Origin of the sequence: Stenotrophomonas maltophilia (assembly GCF_039555535.1) — a bacterium.
GTDB lineage: Bacteria > Pseudomonadota > Gammaproteobacteria > Xanthomonadales > Xanthomonadaceae > Stenotrophomonas > Stenotrophomonas maltophilia_Q.
The window spans coordinates 1821294-1835753 of sequence record NZ_CP154630.1 but is presented as its reverse complement, the minus strand read 5'-3'; the positions used below and the strand labels follow the sequence as shown (position 1 = coordinate 1835753).

Genomic DNA, 14460 nt, shown 5'->3' with positions numbered 1-14460 from the left:
AGTTCCATATCTAGAACAATACGTGGCATTCAATCACCTTTATCCCGCCTTTGCAACAACCTATCGTTCTCTCCGTCGGCGGGGCCTACCCGCTTCTTCCTTCCAGAACATAAGAACATAGGTGACTGCCATGAAGCTTCTGCATCTCGACGCCAGCGTGCTTGGCGAGAACTCCGTCTCCCGCCACCTGACCGCCGCCGTGGTGGCCCGGTTCAAGCAGCAGATCGAAGGCCTGCAGGTCGATTATCGCGATCTTGACGCCAATCCGGTACCGCATCTGCGCAGCAGTTCGCTGGCCAAGGCGGATGCGGTGGAGGCCGCCGATGCTGAACAGGTGCTCGAGCAGTTCCTTGCCGCGGACATCGTGGTGATCGGCGCGCCGATGTACAACTTCAGCATCCCGTCCACGCTGAAGGCCTGGATCGACCGCGTGGCCGTGGCCGGGCGCACCTTCAAGTACACCGAGAACGGCCCGATCGGCCTGGCCGGCGGCAAGCGCGTGATCGTGGTCAGCAGCCGCGGCGGCATCTACACCGATTCGCCGGCCGACTTCCAAGAGCCGTTCCTGCGCCAGACGTTCGCCTTCTGGGGCATCAACGACATCGAGTTCGTGCGCGCCGAGGGCATCGCCTACTCGCCGCAGCACCGTGAAGACGCCATCGCCGGCGCGCTGGCGGCCCTGCCGTCGCACGAAGCGGCTGAAGCCGCCGCTGCATAAGCGTTCCAGCGTTCGGCGCCGCTCTCTCCTCGTCGAGGCGCTGAACGCGGGCCGGGATCCCCTCCCCCATCCCGGCCCACCCTGACGGCCCCGCTCTGCGGGGCCGTTTTTTTGTGGACCGATTCCCGCCCGCCGGGCATGGCCCGGCGCTATCGGATCCGGAAGGTGGCGCCGGGCCATGCCCGGCGGAAACGGTACAGTGGGCCATGAACTACATCGTGACCACTGCGCACCGCAGCGAATTTCCACACCCGATCACCCTGCGCCGCGGCCAGGCGCTGACGGTGGGCAAACGCTATGAAGGCCCGGAGGGCTGGAAGGACTGGTTCCTGTGCGAGGCCGAGGGGCAGCAGCCCGGATTCGTGCCGGCACCGGTGATCGGTCGCGATGCGCAGGGTGACGCGTTTGCCACGGAGGATTACTGCGCGCGGGAACTGGATGTGGATCCCGGGCAGTTGCTGCGTGGGCTGCGCACGCTCAATGGTTGGGCGTGGTGCGTGCCGGAGACCGGCGAACCGGGATGGGTACCCCTGGAGAAGCTGCGGGCAACAGAGACCCAGTAGCGCCGAGCCCATGCTCGGCGGCGGCGCCGAGCGCCCACAATCAATGCGGCCGGCGATGGGCAGGAGCAGCCGAGCATAGGCTCGGCTCTACATGGATCTGTAGCGCCCGAGCCTATGCTCGGGCGGCGGCGCGGAGCCCCGACAATCAATGCGACTGGCGATGGGCAGGAGCAGCCGAGCATAGGCTCGGCTCTACATGGATCTGTAGCGCCCGAGCCTATGCTCGGCGGCGGCGCAACGCGCCGGTTGTCAGGCGATGGTTTCCAGCCCACCCATGTACGGGCGCAGCGCTTCCGGCACGGTGATGCTGCCATCGGCGTTCTGGTAGTTCTCCATCACCGCGATCATCGCGCGGCCGACCGCCACGCCCGAGCCGTTCAGGGTGTGTGCCAGTTCCGGCTTGCCGGTGGCCGGGTTGCGCCAGCGCGCCTGCATGCGACGGGCCTGGAAGTCACCACAGTTCGAGCACGAGGAGATCTCGCGGTAGGTCTGCTGCGACGGCAGCCAGACTTCCAGGTCGTAGGTCTTGATGGCCGAGAAGCCCATGTCGCCGGTGCACAGCAGCACCTTCCGGTACGGCAGGCCCAGCTTTTCCAGCACCACTTCGGCGCAACGGGTCATGCGCTGGTGTTCGGCGTCGCTGTCTTCCGGGCGGCTGATCGACACCAGCTCGACCTTCTCGAACTGGTGCTGGCGGATCATGCCGCGCACGTCGCGGCCACCACTGCCGGCCTCGGCGCGGAAGCACATCGAGTGGGCAGTCATGCGCAGCGGCAGGCGCTCGGCGTCGACGATCTCATCGCGCACGATGTTGGTCAGCGGCACTTCCGAGGTCGGGATCAGGTAACGCGTGGAGTCGCCCACGGCGGTCTTGAACAGGTCGTCCTCGAACTTCGGCAGCTGGCTGGTGCCGCGCAGCGAATCGGCGTTGACCAGCAGCGGCACGTTGGTTTCCTCATAGCCGTGCTCACCGGTGTGCAGGTCGACCATGAACTGGGCCAGCGCACGGTGCAGGCGCGCGATCGGGCCGCGCAGCACCGTGAAGCGCGAGCCGGACAGCTTGGCCGCGGTCTCGCCGTCCAGCCACCCGTTGCGGGCGCCCAGTTCGACGTGGTCAAGCACCTTGAAATCGAACTGGCGCGGGGTGCCCCAGCGCGCCTGCTCGACGTTGTCGTTCTCGTCGGCACCGGCCGGCACGTCATCGGCCGGCAGGTTCGGAATGCCCATCGAGATCGCTTCGATCTTCTCGCGCAGCTCGTCCAGCGCCACTTCCGAGGCCTTCAGCTCGTCGGCGAAGGCGGCAACCTCGGCCATGATGGCCGAAACGTCCTCGCCCTTGGCTTTGGCCTGGCCGATGGCCTTGGAACGGCTGTTGCGCAGGCTCTGCAGCTCCTGGGTCCGCACCTGGATGCGCTTGCGATCGGCCTCCAGGGACTCCAGGGCAGACACGTCGAGCTCGAAGCCACGGCTGGTGCGCAGGCGTTCGGCGAGGTCGGCGGGCTGGTGGCGGAGCAGGGCTGGATCAAGCATGGCAGGTGTCGTGGTGGGTATCAGGAATGGGATTATCGCTTGTTATACGGATTTCTGCCGCCCGGTTCATTCCCGCCGTGGCAGAATCGAGCCATTCCGTACTGGTCCGGTCCATGTCTGCACCCCGCTCGTCGTCCGCCAAGTCGTTCACTGTGCATATCCCGCGCAATGCCCTGAAGATCGCCGGTATCGCCTTCGGGGTGGGCGTGCTGCTGTTCGTGCTGGTCTGGCTGACCGGTCGCGACAAGGAGTTCTTCCGCGCCGATCCTGCCGCGCAGACCCCGCAGGAAACCGCCCAGATCGAGCCCCTGCCGGAGCCGTTGGCCGCTGCGGCCGGTTCCAGCGACATGCCCGATGCCAAGCCGGCCCCGGTAGAGGAAGAAGCACCCAAGCTGGTCGAAACGGCCCCACCGCCGCCTGCCCCCATCGCTGAAGCAACCCCGGCCGCACCGGGCCCTGCGCCGGCGGCCACCGGCAACAGCCAGCCGATGCCGATTGCCGGCCAGTCGCCGCCACCCGCCTACCCGGCTGCCGCGCTGCGCGCTGGCGAGACCGGCACCGTGGTGGTGCGGGTGGACGTGGACGCCACTGGCTATCCAAACAACGCCACGGTGATCCAGCGCAGCGGTTCACGCGAGCTCGACCGTGCCGCCACAGACGCCGTGCGCCGCTGGCGCTTCACTCCGGCGCAGAGCAACGGCCAGGCCGTCCCCGGCAGCATTGAAGTGCCGTTCGACTTCAAGACGCAGTAACTGAACGCTTCCCGGCAGGCAAACTGAACCCTGCCGGTGGCGTTGACGCAATGCTGACACTTCTCGTCCGTGGCTCGCGCAACACTTCCCATGTCGTCCATTGACGGAAGGAGTTAGCGATGGCTGCCACCACCCACGAAGACCTTCATTCGCCGCATCTGCAGGAAGATTCCAACCTGCAGCACAAACCCACGTCGCCCTGGATGTGGATCGCGCTGATCGTGGCGATGTTTGCGGCCGCCCTGCTCTGGCTGCGTCATTCGAACCAGGAAGACGTGGCACCGGCGCCAGTTGGTGAGCGCATGCTTCCCGCCCCCGAGGAGGCAGCGGTGACGGATGCAGCGGCCCCTGCCGCGCCCCAGGCAGCCCCCGCTACTGCTTCGCGGAAGGCCGCCCCGGTAGTGCGCAATCGTGAGGCCCGGCCGCTGGCCAGCAACCGCATGCCCACCTACCCCGCCGCCGCGCTGCGTAGTGGCGTGCAGGGCAGCGTGATCGCCAGCCTGAGTGTCGATACCCGCGGCAACGTCGCCAATGCCGCGATCGTTTCGCGCAGCGGCGAGCGCAGTCGCGATCTGGACCGCGCAGTGCTGAGCACTGTGCAGAACTGGAAGTTCCAGCCGGCGATGCACGAAGGCCGTGCCATCGCCAGCGTGGTGCGGGTCCCGGTGGATTTCCGTACCGAGCAGCGTTGATCGCGGACGAGGGGTTCGTGATGTTTAGACGGAGGCTTCGGCCTCCGTCCTTTTATGCGGAAAAGCGTGCCGACCAAGGTCGGCACCTACCGGGCGATGTGAACGTGCCGACCAAGGTCGGCACCTACCGGGCGATGTGAACGTGCCAACCAAGGTTGGCACCTACCGGGTGATGTGAACGTGCCGACCAAGGTCGGCAGCTACCGCGGAATGCGATCCGCCGGGCATGGCCCGGCGCTACCCACACCGTGTCCGGTAGCGCCGGGCCACGCCCGGCGGTTGCGGTGCCGGTCAGGCCAGGTTGAAACCGGCGCTGCGCGCAAGGCCGTCGAAATCCGGGAACGACGTGGCGACGTTGGCGATATCGTTGATGCGCACTTCGCCGTCACTGATCTGGCCGGCAATGGCGAACGCCATGGCAATGCGATGGTCGCCGTGGCTTTCGATGGTGCCGCTGCCCAAGCGCACGCCACCGTGCAGGGTGGCACCGTCTTCGGTTTCGTCCACCTGCATGCCCAGCGCGCGCAAGCCAGTGGCCATCGCACCGAGACGATCGGATTCCTTCACTCGCAGCTCGGCCGCACCGCTCACCACGGTCTGGCCTTCTGCGGCCGCGGCCGCCACGAACAGCGCGGGGAATTCGTCAATCATGTCCGGCACCAGCGCTTCCGGAATGCGTGCGCCCTTCAGCGGGGCGTAGCGCACCACCAGATCGGCAACGGGTTCACCCCCCTGCTCGGCCGGATTCTCTTCGGTGATGTCCGCGCCCATCAGGCGCAGCGCGTGCAGCAGGCCGGTGCGACGCGGGTTCAGGCCAACCTGCTTCAGGCGCAGTTCGGAGCCGGGAATGATGCTGGCGGCCACCAGATAGAACGCCGCAGACGAGAAGTCGGCCGGCACCACGATGTCCGTGGCACGCAGGCGCTGGCCGCCACGCAGGCACGCCTTGCCCGGCGAGAATTCGATATCCACGCCGAACGCCGACAGCATGCGCTCGGTGTAGTCACGGGTCGGATGCGGTTCGGTCACCTGGGTTTCGCCCTGCGCGTACAGTCCGGCCAACAGCACCGCCGACTTGATCTGTGCGCTGGCCACCGGCGAGGCGAAGTCGATGCCGTGCAGCGACTGGCCGCCATGCACCTGCAGCGGCGGCGTGCCGTCGTCCTGGGTGTCGATCTTCGCGCCCATCTGCGACAGCGGGCCGGTGACGCGACGCATCGGGCGGCCCGACAGCGATTCATCGCCGATCAGCGTGCAATCGAAGGCCTGGCCTGCCAGCAGGCCGGCCAGCAGGCGCATGCCGGTACCGGCATTGCCGCAGTCCAGCGGTGCGTCTGGGGCCTTCAGCCCATCGACGCCGACGCCATGCACGATCCGCTGCGACGGGCTGGGCGTTTCGATGCGCACGCCGAGCTGGCTGAAGATGCGCGCGGTGGCGCGGGTGTCTTCGCCTTCCAGGAAGCCTTCGATATGCGAGGTGCCATCGGCCAGCGCGGCGAACATCACCGAGCGGTGCGAGACCGACTTGTCGCCGGGAATGGTCAGGCTGCCCTGCAGCGGCTGGCCCTTGCGGGCAATCCAGTGTTGCGCGTTGCTCATCGTTCGATCATTCCGTAAACACCGGCAGTGCCGGCGATGCATCAGGGAGCGGCGGCCGTTGCCGCCGCAGCAGCACTCAGGGCACGGCCACCGGGTAGGAGCCGAGCACCTTGATCTGCGCCGAGTGCGCTTCCAGTTCGGCCAGGGCAGCCTGCATCGGCGCGTCGTCGATGTGGCCGGCCAGGTCGATGAAGAAGCCGTACTCCCACTTGCCGTGGTGCGACGGGCGCGACTCGATGCGGTTCATGCTGATGCCATGGTGGGCGAACGGGCTGAGCACGTCGAACAGCGCACCAGGCTTGTCATGGATGAACACCAGCACCGAGGTACGGTCGTGGCCGGAGGTCGGGAAGATGTTGCGGCCCACCACCAGGAAACGGGTGGTGTTGTCGGCATCGTTCTGGATGGGCTTGGTGACCACCTTCTTCAGGCCGTACACATGGCCGGCGCTCTCGCCGCCGATGGCCGCCGCGTCGTCGGCGTTGCGCGCACGGCGTGCACCCTCGGCATTGCTCGACACCGGGATCTTTTCGGCCTTCGGCAGGTTCGCACGCAGCCACGCCGAGGTCTGCATGAACGACTGCGGGTGCGCGTAGATGCGCTCGATGTCTTCGATGCGGCCGCTGCGCGACATCAGGTACTGCTGCACGCGCAGCTCCACTTCGCCACAGATCTTCAGGTTGGAGGTCAGGAACATGTCCAGGGTGATCTGGATGGTGCCCTGCCCCGAATTCTCCACCGGCACCACGCCGAAATCGGCATTGCCGGCTTCCACTTCCTGGAACACTTCCTCGATGCTGGCCATCGGCAGGCCCAGCGCCGAGCGACCGAAGTGCTTGAGCACGGCCTGCTGGCTGAAGGTGCCTTCCGGGCCGAGGTAGCCGATCTTCAGCGGCTCCTGCTGGGCCAGGCAGGCCGACATGATCTCGCGGTAGACGTGCACCAGCAGCTCGTCGCTGAGCGGCCCCTCATTGCGATCGACCACCATGCGCAGCACCTGTGCTTCGCGCTCGGGGCGGTAGTAGTCGACAGCGGCGGCCAGCTTGCCCTTGGCCTTGCCGACCTGGTGGGCGAAACGCGCGCGCTCGGCGATCAGGTTCTGGATGTCACGGTCGATCTGGTCGATCTTCGAGCGCACATCGGCCAGCGCCAGCGGCGCCAGGGTGGGCGCCGGGTTCGACGCGGCCTTGGCCTTGCCCTTCGCCTTGGTGGGCGCGCTGTCCTTGGCCGGTTCGGCTTTCTTCGGCGCCTTCTTGCTGGATTTGCTGCTTGCCATCGGAATTCCCTGTTGCGGGGCACGCACCCGACGGTGCGCGCCATTCATTGCTCAACCGTGACGCTGCTGGAAATCGGCCATGAAAGCGACCAGCGCCTCGGCCCCGGCCAGCGGCATGGCGTTGTACAGCGAGGCCCGGATGCCCCCGACCACCTTGTGGCCCTTCAGCGCCAGCAGGCCGGCAGCCTTGGCTTCGGCGACGAAACGGGCGTCGAGTTCGGCATCGGGCAGGAAGAACGGGATGTTCATCCGCGAACGGGCCGCATGTGCGACCTCATTGCGGTAGAAGCCGCCGGAGCCGTCGATGGCGCCGTATACCAACGCGGCCTTGGCGGCGTTGCGCTTGGCGAACTCGGTCACGCCGCCCTCGGCCAGCATCCACTTGAACACCAGGCCGGCCAGATACCAGTTCCAGGTCGGCGGGGTGTTGAGCATCGAATCGCGGGCGACGTGCGAGCGGTAATCGAAGATGTCCGCGCGCGGCTGGCCACTGCGTTCGAGCAGGTCACGGCGGATGATCATCACCGCGATGCCGACCGGACCGAGGTTCTTCTGCGCGCCGGCGTAGATCACGCCGTAGCGGCGCACATCCAGCGGCTCGCTGGCGATGGACGAACTGAAATCGGCGATCAACGGGACGTTGCCGGTGTCGGGCACATCACGGAACTCGACGCCGTGGATGGTCTCGTTGGCGGTGATGTGCACGTAGGCCGCACCGGGCGAGAGCTGCCAATCGGCACGCGGCGGCAAGGTGCGGTATCCGTCGCCCTCACTGCTGGCGGCGATGTTGACGTCGACGTAGACACCGGCCTGCTTGACCGCGGTCTTGCCCCAGTGGCCACTGACCACATAGTCGGCGCGCTGGCCGGGGGCGGCGAAGTTGAGCGGGATCAGCGCCTGCTGAGTGGTGGCGCCACCGGACAGGAACAGCACCGCATAGTCGTCGGGGATATCGAGCAGGCGACGCAGGTCGGCCTCGGCCTCGGCGGCCACCGACATGAATTCCGCGCCGCGATGGCTCATTTCCACAATGGAGGCACCGGAACCGTGCCAGTCCAGCATTTCCGCCTGCGCCTGGCGCAGGACCGATTCCGGCAAGGTTGCAGGGCCGGCACTGAAGTTGAACGCGCGCGTCATGTCACACCTGTGGGGCAAGACCCCTAGTATGCCGCAGTGCACCAGCCTTGCGGCCTTGTGGCGCAAGGGAAATTTGGTTTCATTGGAATCCATTGGCCCGCAGCAATGCTCCGGTAGTCGCCGACCTTGGTCGGCGTACGCCGTCAGGCGTCATGCCCGCCGGAGGAGCGTGCCGACCAAGGTCGGCACCCACCAGAGCGGACCCGGCGGATGCGGATCAGCGCGCGCCGAACCAGAGCAGCAGGCTGAGCACTGCCGCCAGCAACAAGGCGCTGGCCAGCAGCCACGGCCAGCGCCGGACCCTGCGCGGTGCAGCAGGCAGCACCGGCGCTTGTTCCGCGTCCTCGCTGGACTCGTCCTCGGCCGGCAGCGGACGCCGACGTGGATCATGCGGCACTTCCAGCACGAAACGGTGTTGGCCATCGAACACCACCTGATCGCCGGCCTGCAGCCAGCAGTGGCGCACGGCCACGCCGTTGACCCGGGTGCCGTCGGCACTGCCGAGGTCGCGCAGCAACACACGATCACCGTGCACTTCCACGCGGGCGTGCTGTTCGGCGAAGGCCGGGTCGTCGATGGCGATGTCGGCCTCACTGCCGCGACCGACCAGGCGGGCACGCGACAGGGTGAAACTGCGGCCATGATGCAGGCCGCCGACACCACGCAGCAGACGCTGCTGCTCATCGTTGCCGTCGTCGTTCTTCGGTGCGGGCGCCTGCAGCAGGCTTTCCACCTCACCCTGCAGGACCATTTCCACGCCGTCCACGTACACCGCATCGCCCGCACGCAGCAGGGCCATGCGGCGCACCGGGCGACCATTCACGTGGATGCCACGGATACCGTTGCCGACCTGCAGCCAGAGGCCGCGATCATCCATGCAGAACTGCGCCAGCAGCAGGGCGCCGTGGCCGGCGTCGCCGAGCCGTACGCTGCCGTTGGCCTGGCGCACGATGCGTTGCACCCCGGGCCGCAGCGGCTGGTCGGGCTGTTGTTGTTGACTGAAGTGAACAAGCAGGTTCTGCACGCGGCGCAGCCTAGCAGGTTGGCCGCCAACGAAGAAGAACCTGCGATGAGTGCTTGGCGCGACGGCCCTCGATGCGCACAATGCTCGCCCTCATAGATCATCCCCGCCCTGCGCCAGGAGCCCGCATGTCCACCATCGATGTCCGCCACGCCCACGCCCTGCCCGACGCACAGGCACGCGCCGCGATCGAACAGGTTGCCGCCAAGCTGTCCGAGCGCTTCGGCCTGAAGTCGTCCTGGACCGCCGACGTGCTGAACTTTTCCGGCAGCGGCGTGGATGGCGCGATCGAACTGCAGCCGGGCGCTGTGCGCGTGACCGCCAAGCTGGGCTTCCTGCTATCGGCGATGAAAGGCATGGTCGAAGGCGAGATCCAGCGCGTGCTGAAGGAAAAGCTGGGCTGAACCCCGGCGGCGGCCGTCACGGCCGTGCAACGCCAACGCGCGCTACTCTCGGGCCAGGCCCAACTCCCACGGGAAGTGCGATGAACCAGTACGAAAACGATGACCGCCGCAACGACGACGCCTCGTTCGGTGACCAGGCCGAGCGCTTCTCGCGCAAGCTCAGTGACTCGGCCCAGCAGGTCTGGCTGGCCGGCCTGGGGGCCTTGGGCCGCGCACAGGCCGAGGGCAGCCGCTTCTTCGATGGCCTGGTGAAGGAAGGCGAAGCCTGGGAAGCCCGCCGCCGTGAACGCAATGGCGAACAGGGTCCGGGCTGGCGCGACAACGTGGAAACCTCACTGGATGAGGCCCGCGAGAAGGCCTCCGGCACCTGGAACAAGGTCGAAAAGGCCTTCGACGACCAGGTGCAGGGCGTGCTCAAGCGCCTGCACGTGCCCACTGCCGACGAGGTGACCGCGCTGGAAGCCCGTATCGACGCCCTGCACGCGCGGCTGGCCAAGCTGGAAAACCGTGCGGCCTCGGGCGCCGATGCCCCCGCACCGGGCAGCCATCAGTCGCCGGGCAGCGTGCCCTGAACATCGATTGTTGCAATGCAATAAATTTTGATTGACAATCGCGAGCAACCCGCCAATCGCTTCGGCTGCCGTTTGTTCCCTCCCCTCACGGCTTCAGGATTGGCGGGTTTTTCGTGCCTGCCATATGCCGATCTGAGCGTTCCGTCACGCTTCCTGTCAGGAACGTCCTGACCCAGCCGGATAGTGCGACCTTTACACTGTCGTCTTCCGCATTCGCCCCTTCCGCGCACCTCCTGCATGCTTCCCTGGATCCTGGCCCTGCTGTCGGCCCTGCTTACCTGTTCCCTGGCCGTTGTCTATCTGTGGTGGATCAAGCGGCGGCAGAAGGAGATGCAACTGGGCCTGCAGGCGCTGGCCGGCATGCATTGGCGCGAATTCTCGGTGCTGGTCAAGCGCATGCTGCGCGAACAGCGCGGCCTGCGTGAACTCAGCGATACCACCGAAGAATCACGCGAGCCCAGCAGCGACTTCCTGCTCAGCGATGGCCCCAACACCTGGCTGGTGTCGTGCAAGCACGGCCTGGCCTATCGCATTGGTACCGCCGCGGTGAACGAACTGGGCGCCGCCGCGCGCCTGGCCGGCGCCAAGGGTGGCGTGCTGCTGACCGAAGGCCGGATCGAACGCGATGGCCGCAGCGCTGCCGAGAAGCAGGCGGTGGAAGTCCTTGATGGCCCCCGCCTGTGGCCGTTGCTGCAACCCTACCTGCCGGCGGACATCGAATCGCGCGTGCGCACCCGTGCGCGGCATGAGGCGCTGCGCCGCATCGCTATCGCCGCGCTGGGTTCGGTGACGCTGGGCCTGCTGGTCGGGCTCGGCCTGCAGGGCCTGCATGTGGAGGACACCGCGCCCGTTACCCCAGCGCCGGGGGAGACTGCCCCGTTGCCAGTGGAGACTGCCCCGTCGCCAGCGGACGCCCCCGCAGCCGACGCAGCACCCGAAGCGAGCGAGGCTGCATCGCCCATCACTGCGGCGCCCTCGCCGACGGCGGCGGCCACCGATGAGCGCAGCAATCCCAATCCGGACGCGGCCACCCTGGAGCGCTTCCAGGCCGATCTGGCCCGCGCCCTGGCCGGCAAGCCTGGTATCGCCAGCGGTGTCTGGCTGACCCGGCAGACCCTGGCGATCAACCGCACCGGTGAACTGGAAGCCGTGTGGCCACGCGTGTGCGAGGAAGTGCTGCGCTATCCCGCGCTGCGCAACGTGCGCATCCAGCTCAATGCCCGCCCCGGCGTGAATGAGCCGGTACGCTGGCGGCAATGCGCCACGTATTGATGGGGGCGAGCATCCACGCATGGCGTGGATCTACTGAATCCCGATGCACGAATCCCCCGACTCATCGCCCATCACGCGAACAGCAGCCGAGCATGGGCTCGGCTCTACATGGCGCCTGCTCAGCCCAACGCCGCGAGATGCGCAATGTAACTGGAGCGGGATTCGCCGGCCGCCCTGGCCTGCGCATCCAGCCTCGCCAGGATGCGACGCGGCAGGCTGATGTTGACCCGCTCGATGGTGTCGTCCAGCAGGGATGGATCAATGCAGATGTAGGCAAGAATCCAGGCCGTACCACTGGGAGCCTCGGCGACGATCTTCTGTGGCGCAGAAGGATTCGGAATCGAGCGCCCCTCATCCAGGGCCGCATCGATCCAGGCAAGCGCAGATTCCTCGGCCGCACTGAGTGCATCGTCAAGCGTGTCGGCCGCCGAGAAGCACCCCTGCAGATCGGGAACGATGACACCCCACGCGGTGCGTTCATCGCCGGCCTCAATCAAGACTGGATAGCGCATGGGACCTCCTACGTCAGTCCTGCCAGTTTCCGCAGCGCCAGCACCAGACCCTTGCCCAGATCCTTTTGGGGGTGAGGCACGGTGATGATGTGGGACCGGTGCGGGTGCACGAATACATGATGGGATCCCCGAATCCTGCAACAGGTCCAACCTGCCGCCTCCAGATCCCGGATGAGGTCCCTGCTCTTCATGCAGGGACGATACACATCGTACACACGCATCAACAGAGTTCAAGACGACAGCCGTTCCAGACCCGTTGATCCACGCCATGCGTGGATGGAATCCCTATCGCGCGCCCGGCGCGAAGCGCGCCACCAGGTCCCAGGCATCCCCCAGGAACACCTGCCGCACGCGGGTGATCGGCTGTTCGCCGCGCCAGGTCAGGCGCTCGATCACCAGGCAGGCGGTGCCGGGCTTCACGTCCAGCAGCTGGGCGCTGGCGGTGTCCGCGCCCCAGGCACTGATGCGGTGCTGCGCGCGCGTCCACGACACGTTCTGCAGCAGCCAGCTGCCAGGCGCGGTGGTGCTGAAATCGACCTCCAGCACCTCGGGCACGCCGACGGGGCTGATCAGGCGATGCTCCAGTGCCAGCGGGCGGCCATCGGCCAGATGCAGGCAGCGCATCGCCAGCAGCTGCTGCTGGCCGGCCAGCTCCACCTCGCCGGCATTGCTGCTTTCGGCCAGGCGCAGCTCGCGCTGCAGCAGCCGGTAGCCGTACAGGTGGCCGCGCGAGCCGACCTCCATGGCGATATCGGGAATTTCCAGCGCCACCTGCTCCAGGTGCGGCGGCTGCCGCGCTACGAACGAACCCGCACGACGGCGACGCTCGATCATGCCGCTCTCGGCCAGCGCGGTCAGCACCTTGTTCACCGTCATCCGCGAGCAGCCGTACTGTTCCATCAGCTCGTGCTCGTAGGGAATACGGAAGCCCGGCGCCCACTCCCCGCTGAGGATGCGGCTTTCCAGATCGCTGCGGATACGCTGGTTGAGCGTGGCGGACTTGCTGGCCTTCACGTAATGGGGTCCCGGTGGCGGAGGCGATCAGCCCAGCACGCCCTTCAGGGCGGCGGCGAAGGCGGTGGTGATCGCCTCGCGCTGCAGGTGGCGGCCCTCGGCCACGCACTGGCGGCCATGTCGCCAGACCGATCGCAGCGCGCCATTACGTGCGGCGAACACCCAGCTGTCAAGCCATGCGTCATCCTGCCGCGCCTGCAACGCCGGGTGCGCGGCGTCCAGCTCAACCAGATCGGCGCTGGCGCCGACCTGCAGGCCAGCAGCCACGCCCAGCGCCTGCGCACCACCGTGCAGTGCGCCTTCAAACAGGAAACGACCGGTACTGCGGGTGGCATCCGGGGCCAGCACGTTGCGCCCGCGCAAGGTAAGCCGCTGGCCGTATTCGAGCAGGCGCAGTTCTTCGGCGGCATCGATCAACACGTTGGAATCGGAGCCGACACCGAAACGGCCGCCCTCGCGCGCAAAGGCCTGCATCGGGAACAGGCCGTCGCCCAGGTTCGCCTCGGTGATCGGGCACAGCCCGGCCACGGCACCGCTGGCCACGATGGCCGCGCGCTCGTCATCGGTGATATGGGTGGCATGCACCAGGCACCAGCACGCATCCACCGGCACATGGTTGTACAGCCACTGCACCGGGCGCTGGCCGCTCCAGGCCAGGCAGGCCTCGACTTCGCGCATCTGCTCGGCGATATGGATATGCACCGGGCCATCGGTCAGCGGCAGCAGCGCGTCCAGCTCCTCCCCGGTGACCGCGCGCAGGCTGTGCGGGGCGATGCCGAGCACCGCGTCGGGCAGCGCGTCCAACGCCGGCTTCGCCGCGTCCAGCAGCTGCGCGAAGCCCTCGACATCATGGATCAGGCGGCGCTGCGCCGGATTCGGCGGCGCGCCACCGAAATCGGCGTGGGCGTAGAACACCGGCAGCAGGGTCAGGCCGATGCCGGTCTGCGCGGCGGCGGCAGCGATGCGCGCACTCATCTCGGCGCGATCGGCATACGGCTGGCCGTCGGCATCGTGATGCAGGTAGTGGAACTCGCCGACGCGGGTGAAGCCGCTTTCCAGCATTTCCATGTAGGCCTGGGCGGCGATGGCCTGCACCGCGTCCGGGCGCAGGTGGGCCAGGAAGCGGTACATCAGTTCGCGCCAGCTCCAGAAGCTGTCACCGTCGCCGCCGCCGATCTCGGTCAGGCCGGCCATGCCGCGCTGGAACGCGTGGCTGTGCAGGTTGGGCAGGCCCGGCACCAGGATGCCGACGCGGGTGTCACCGTCCTGCGCGCCCTGCCCCATGCTGATCGCCGTGATGCGGCCGTCCTGGACCTGCAGCCGGACATCGCGGGCCCAGCCCTGGGCCAGCAGGGCGTAGGTGGCATGGAAACTGAGCTGGGAACGCGAATCGGACAT

General features: G+C 67.3%; 16 protein-coding genes. 7 read left to right on the top strand and 9 right to left on the bottom strand.

Features of this window, described 5'->3' with window-relative positions; all coding sequences use genetic code 11:
• Positions 1-130: 130 nt before the first annotated feature.
• Together AASM09_RS08495 and AASM09_RS08490 are read left to right on the top strand one after the other, a co-directional pair.
• Positions 131-718, top strand: coding sequence for an FMN-dependent NADH-azoreductase (locus tag AASM09_RS08495; protein WP_100443801.1), 588 nt, complete (start codon positions 131-133; stop codon positions 716-718).
• Between the two features lie 206 nt (positions 719-924).
• A complete protein-coding gene (locus AASM09_RS08490; RefSeq protein WP_049427676.1) occupies positions 925-1281 on the top strand; it encodes a variant SH3 domain-containing protein in 357 nt (118 codons plus the stop codon).
• A 249-nt stretch (positions 1282-1530) separates the two neighbouring features.
• Here AASM09_RS08490 and serS read toward each other — a convergent pair whose 3' ends face one another.
• The gene (gene serS / locus AASM09_RS08485) at positions 1531-2811 is read right to left on the bottom strand and encodes a serine--tRNA ligase (RefSeq protein ID WP_049430061.1); all 1281 of its coding nucleotides are present in this window, start codon (positions 2809-2811) and stop codon (positions 1531-1533) included.
• Positions 2812-2924: 113 nt separating this feature from the next.
• Here serS and AASM09_RS08480 point away from each other — a divergent pair, with 113 nt between their 5' ends.
• Positions 2925-3563, top strand: a complete 639-nt coding sequence (locus AASM09_RS08480; protein ID WP_049430060.1) for an energy transducer TonB — start codon at positions 2925-2927, stop codon at positions 3561-3563.
• Between the two features lie 119 nt (positions 3564-3682).
• Positions 3683-4255 (top strand): energy transducer TonB, encoded by a 573-nt coding sequence (locus AASM09_RS08475; RefSeq protein WP_049430059.1) that lies wholly within the window; start codon positions 3683-3685, stop codon positions 4253-4255.
• 291 nt (positions 4256-4546) lie between these two features.
• On the opposite strand, the gene aroA is transcribed toward AASM09_RS08475, so the two are convergent.
• The 4 genes from aroA to AASM09_RS08455 all read right to left on the bottom strand — a co-directional run bounded on the left by aroA (position 4547) and on the right by AASM09_RS08455 (position 9291).
• On the bottom strand, positions 4547-5854 hold the full coding sequence (gene aroA, locus AASM09_RS08470) for a 3-phosphoshikimate 1-carboxyvinyltransferase (RefSeq protein WP_049427604.1): 1308 nt from the start codon (positions 5852-5854) through the stop codon (positions 4547-4549).
• Between the two features lie 76 nt (positions 5855-5930).
• Positions 5931-7130, bottom strand: a complete 1200-nt coding sequence (gene pheA, locus AASM09_RS08465) for a prephenate dehydratase (RefSeq protein WP_049427602.1) — start codon at positions 7128-7130, stop codon at positions 5931-5933.
• Between the two features lie 51 nt (positions 7131-7181).
• Positions 7182-8267, bottom strand: coding sequence for a 3-phosphoserine/phosphohydroxythreonine transaminase (serC, locus tag AASM09_RS08460; protein WP_049427601.1), 1086 nt, complete (start codon positions 8265-8267; stop codon positions 7182-7184).
• Between the two features lie 217 nt (positions 8268-8484).
• The gene (locus AASM09_RS08455) at positions 8485-9291 is read right to left on the bottom strand and encodes an FHA domain-containing protein (protein WP_049427599.1); all 807 of its coding nucleotides are present in this window, start codon (positions 9289-9291) and stop codon (positions 8485-8487) included.
• Positions 9292-9416: 125 nt separating this feature from the next.
• Between AASM09_RS08455 and AASM09_RS08450 the strand changes: the two genes are divergently transcribed.
• The 3 genes from AASM09_RS08450 (at position 9417) to AASM09_RS08440 (ending at position 11536) form a co-directional block, all read left to right on the top strand.
• Positions 9417-9692 (top strand): polyhydroxyalkanoic acid system family protein, encoded by a 276-nt coding sequence (locus AASM09_RS08450; RefSeq protein WP_005417302.1) that lies wholly within the window; start codon positions 9417-9419, stop codon positions 9690-9692.
• An 80-nt stretch (positions 9693-9772) separates the two neighbouring features.
• Positions 9773-10264, top strand: a complete 492-nt coding sequence (locus AASM09_RS08445) for a phasin family protein (RefSeq protein WP_049427598.1) — start codon at positions 9773-9775, stop codon at positions 10262-10264.
• A gap of 237 nt (positions 10265-10501) precedes the next feature.
• Positions 10502-11536: a restriction endonuclease gene (locus AASM09_RS08440; protein WP_049427597.1), complete on the top strand. Its 1035-nt coding sequence runs from the start codon at positions 10502-10504 to the stop codon at positions 11534-11536.
• Between the two features lie 119 nt (positions 11537-11655).
• On the opposite strand, the gene AASM09_RS08435 is transcribed toward AASM09_RS08440, so the two are convergent.
• From AASM09_RS08435 to AASM09_RS08420, 4 genes are all read right to left on the bottom strand, one after another.
• Complete coding sequence (locus tag AASM09_RS08435; RefSeq protein WP_049427595.1) at positions 11656-12048, bottom strand: type II toxin-antitoxin system HicB family antitoxin; 393 nt, start codon at positions 12046-12048, stop codon at positions 11656-11658.
• Positions 12049-12056: 8 nt separating this feature from the next.
• Positions 12057-12239, bottom strand: coding sequence for a type II toxin-antitoxin system HicA family toxin (locus tag AASM09_RS08430; protein ID WP_049427608.1), 183 nt, complete (start codon positions 12237-12239; stop codon positions 12057-12059).
• Between the two features lie 94 nt (positions 12240-12333).
• The gene (gene hutC, locus AASM09_RS08425; protein WP_049427593.1) at positions 12334-13062 is read right to left on the bottom strand and encodes a histidine utilization repressor; all 729 of its coding nucleotides are present in this window, start codon (positions 13060-13062) and stop codon (positions 12334-12336) included.
• A gap of 27 nt (positions 13063-13089) precedes the next feature.
• Positions 13090-14460, bottom strand: coding sequence for a formimidoylglutamate deiminase (locus AASM09_RS08420; protein ID WP_049427591.1), 1371 nt, complete (start codon positions 14458-14460; stop codon positions 13090-13092).

What these genes read in the sequence shown, in the direction of transcription:
- AASM09_RS08495 (WP_100443801.1), top strand. Translation starts at nt 131, where the DNA reads ATGAAGCTTCTGCATCTCGACGCCAGCGTGCTTGGCGAGAACTCCGTC.
- AASM09_RS08490 (WP_049427676.1), top strand. Translation starts at nt 925, where the DNA reads ATGAACTACATCGTGACCACTGCGCACCGCAGCGAATTTCCACACCCG.
- serS (WP_049430061.1), bottom strand. Translation starts at nt 2,811, where the DNA reads ATGCTTGATCCAGCCCTGCTCCGCCACCAGCCCGCCGACCTCGCCGAA.
- AASM09_RS08480 (WP_049430060.1), top strand. Translation starts at nt 2,925, where the DNA reads ATGTCTGCACCCCGCTCGTCGTCCGCCAAGTCGTTCACTGTGCATATC.
- AASM09_RS08475 (WP_049430059.1), top strand. Translation starts at nt 3,683, where the DNA reads ATGGCTGCCACCACCCACGAAGACCTTCATTCGCCGCATCTGCAGGAA.
- aroA (WP_049427604.1), bottom strand. Translation starts at nt 5,854, where the DNA reads ATGAGCAACGCGCAACACTGGATTGCCCGCAAGGGCCAGCCGCTGCAG.
- pheA (WP_049427602.1), bottom strand. Translation starts at nt 7,130, where the DNA reads ATGGCAAGCAGCAAATCCAGCAAGAAGGCGCCGAAGAAAGCCGAACCG.
- serC (WP_049427601.1), bottom strand. Translation starts at nt 8,267, where the DNA reads ATGACGCGCGCGTTCAACTTCAGTGCCGGCCCTGCAACCTTGCCGGAA.
- AASM09_RS08450 (WP_005417302.1), top strand. Translation starts at nt 9,417, where the DNA reads ATGTCCACCATCGATGTCCGCCACGCCCACGCCCTGCCCGACGCACAG.
- AASM09_RS08445 (WP_049427598.1), top strand. Translation starts at nt 9,773, where the DNA reads ATGAACCAGTACGAAAACGATGACCGCCGCAACGACGACGCCTCGTTC.
- AASM09_RS08440 (WP_049427597.1), top strand. Translation starts at nt 10,502, where the DNA reads ATGCTTCCCTGGATCCTGGCCCTGCTGTCGGCCCTGCTTACCTGTTCC.
- AASM09_RS08435 (WP_049427595.1), bottom strand. Translation starts at nt 12,048, where the DNA reads ATGCGCTATCCAGTCTTGATTGAGGCCGGCGATGAACGCACCGCGTGG.
- AASM09_RS08430 (WP_049427608.1), bottom strand. Translation starts at nt 12,239, where the DNA reads ATGAAGAGCAGGGACCTCATCCGGGATCTGGAGGCGGCAGGTTGGACC.
- AASM09_RS08420 (WP_049427591.1), bottom strand. Translation starts at nt 14,460, where the DNA reads ATGTCCGATTCGCGTTCCCAGCTCAGTTTCCATGCCACCTACGCCCTG.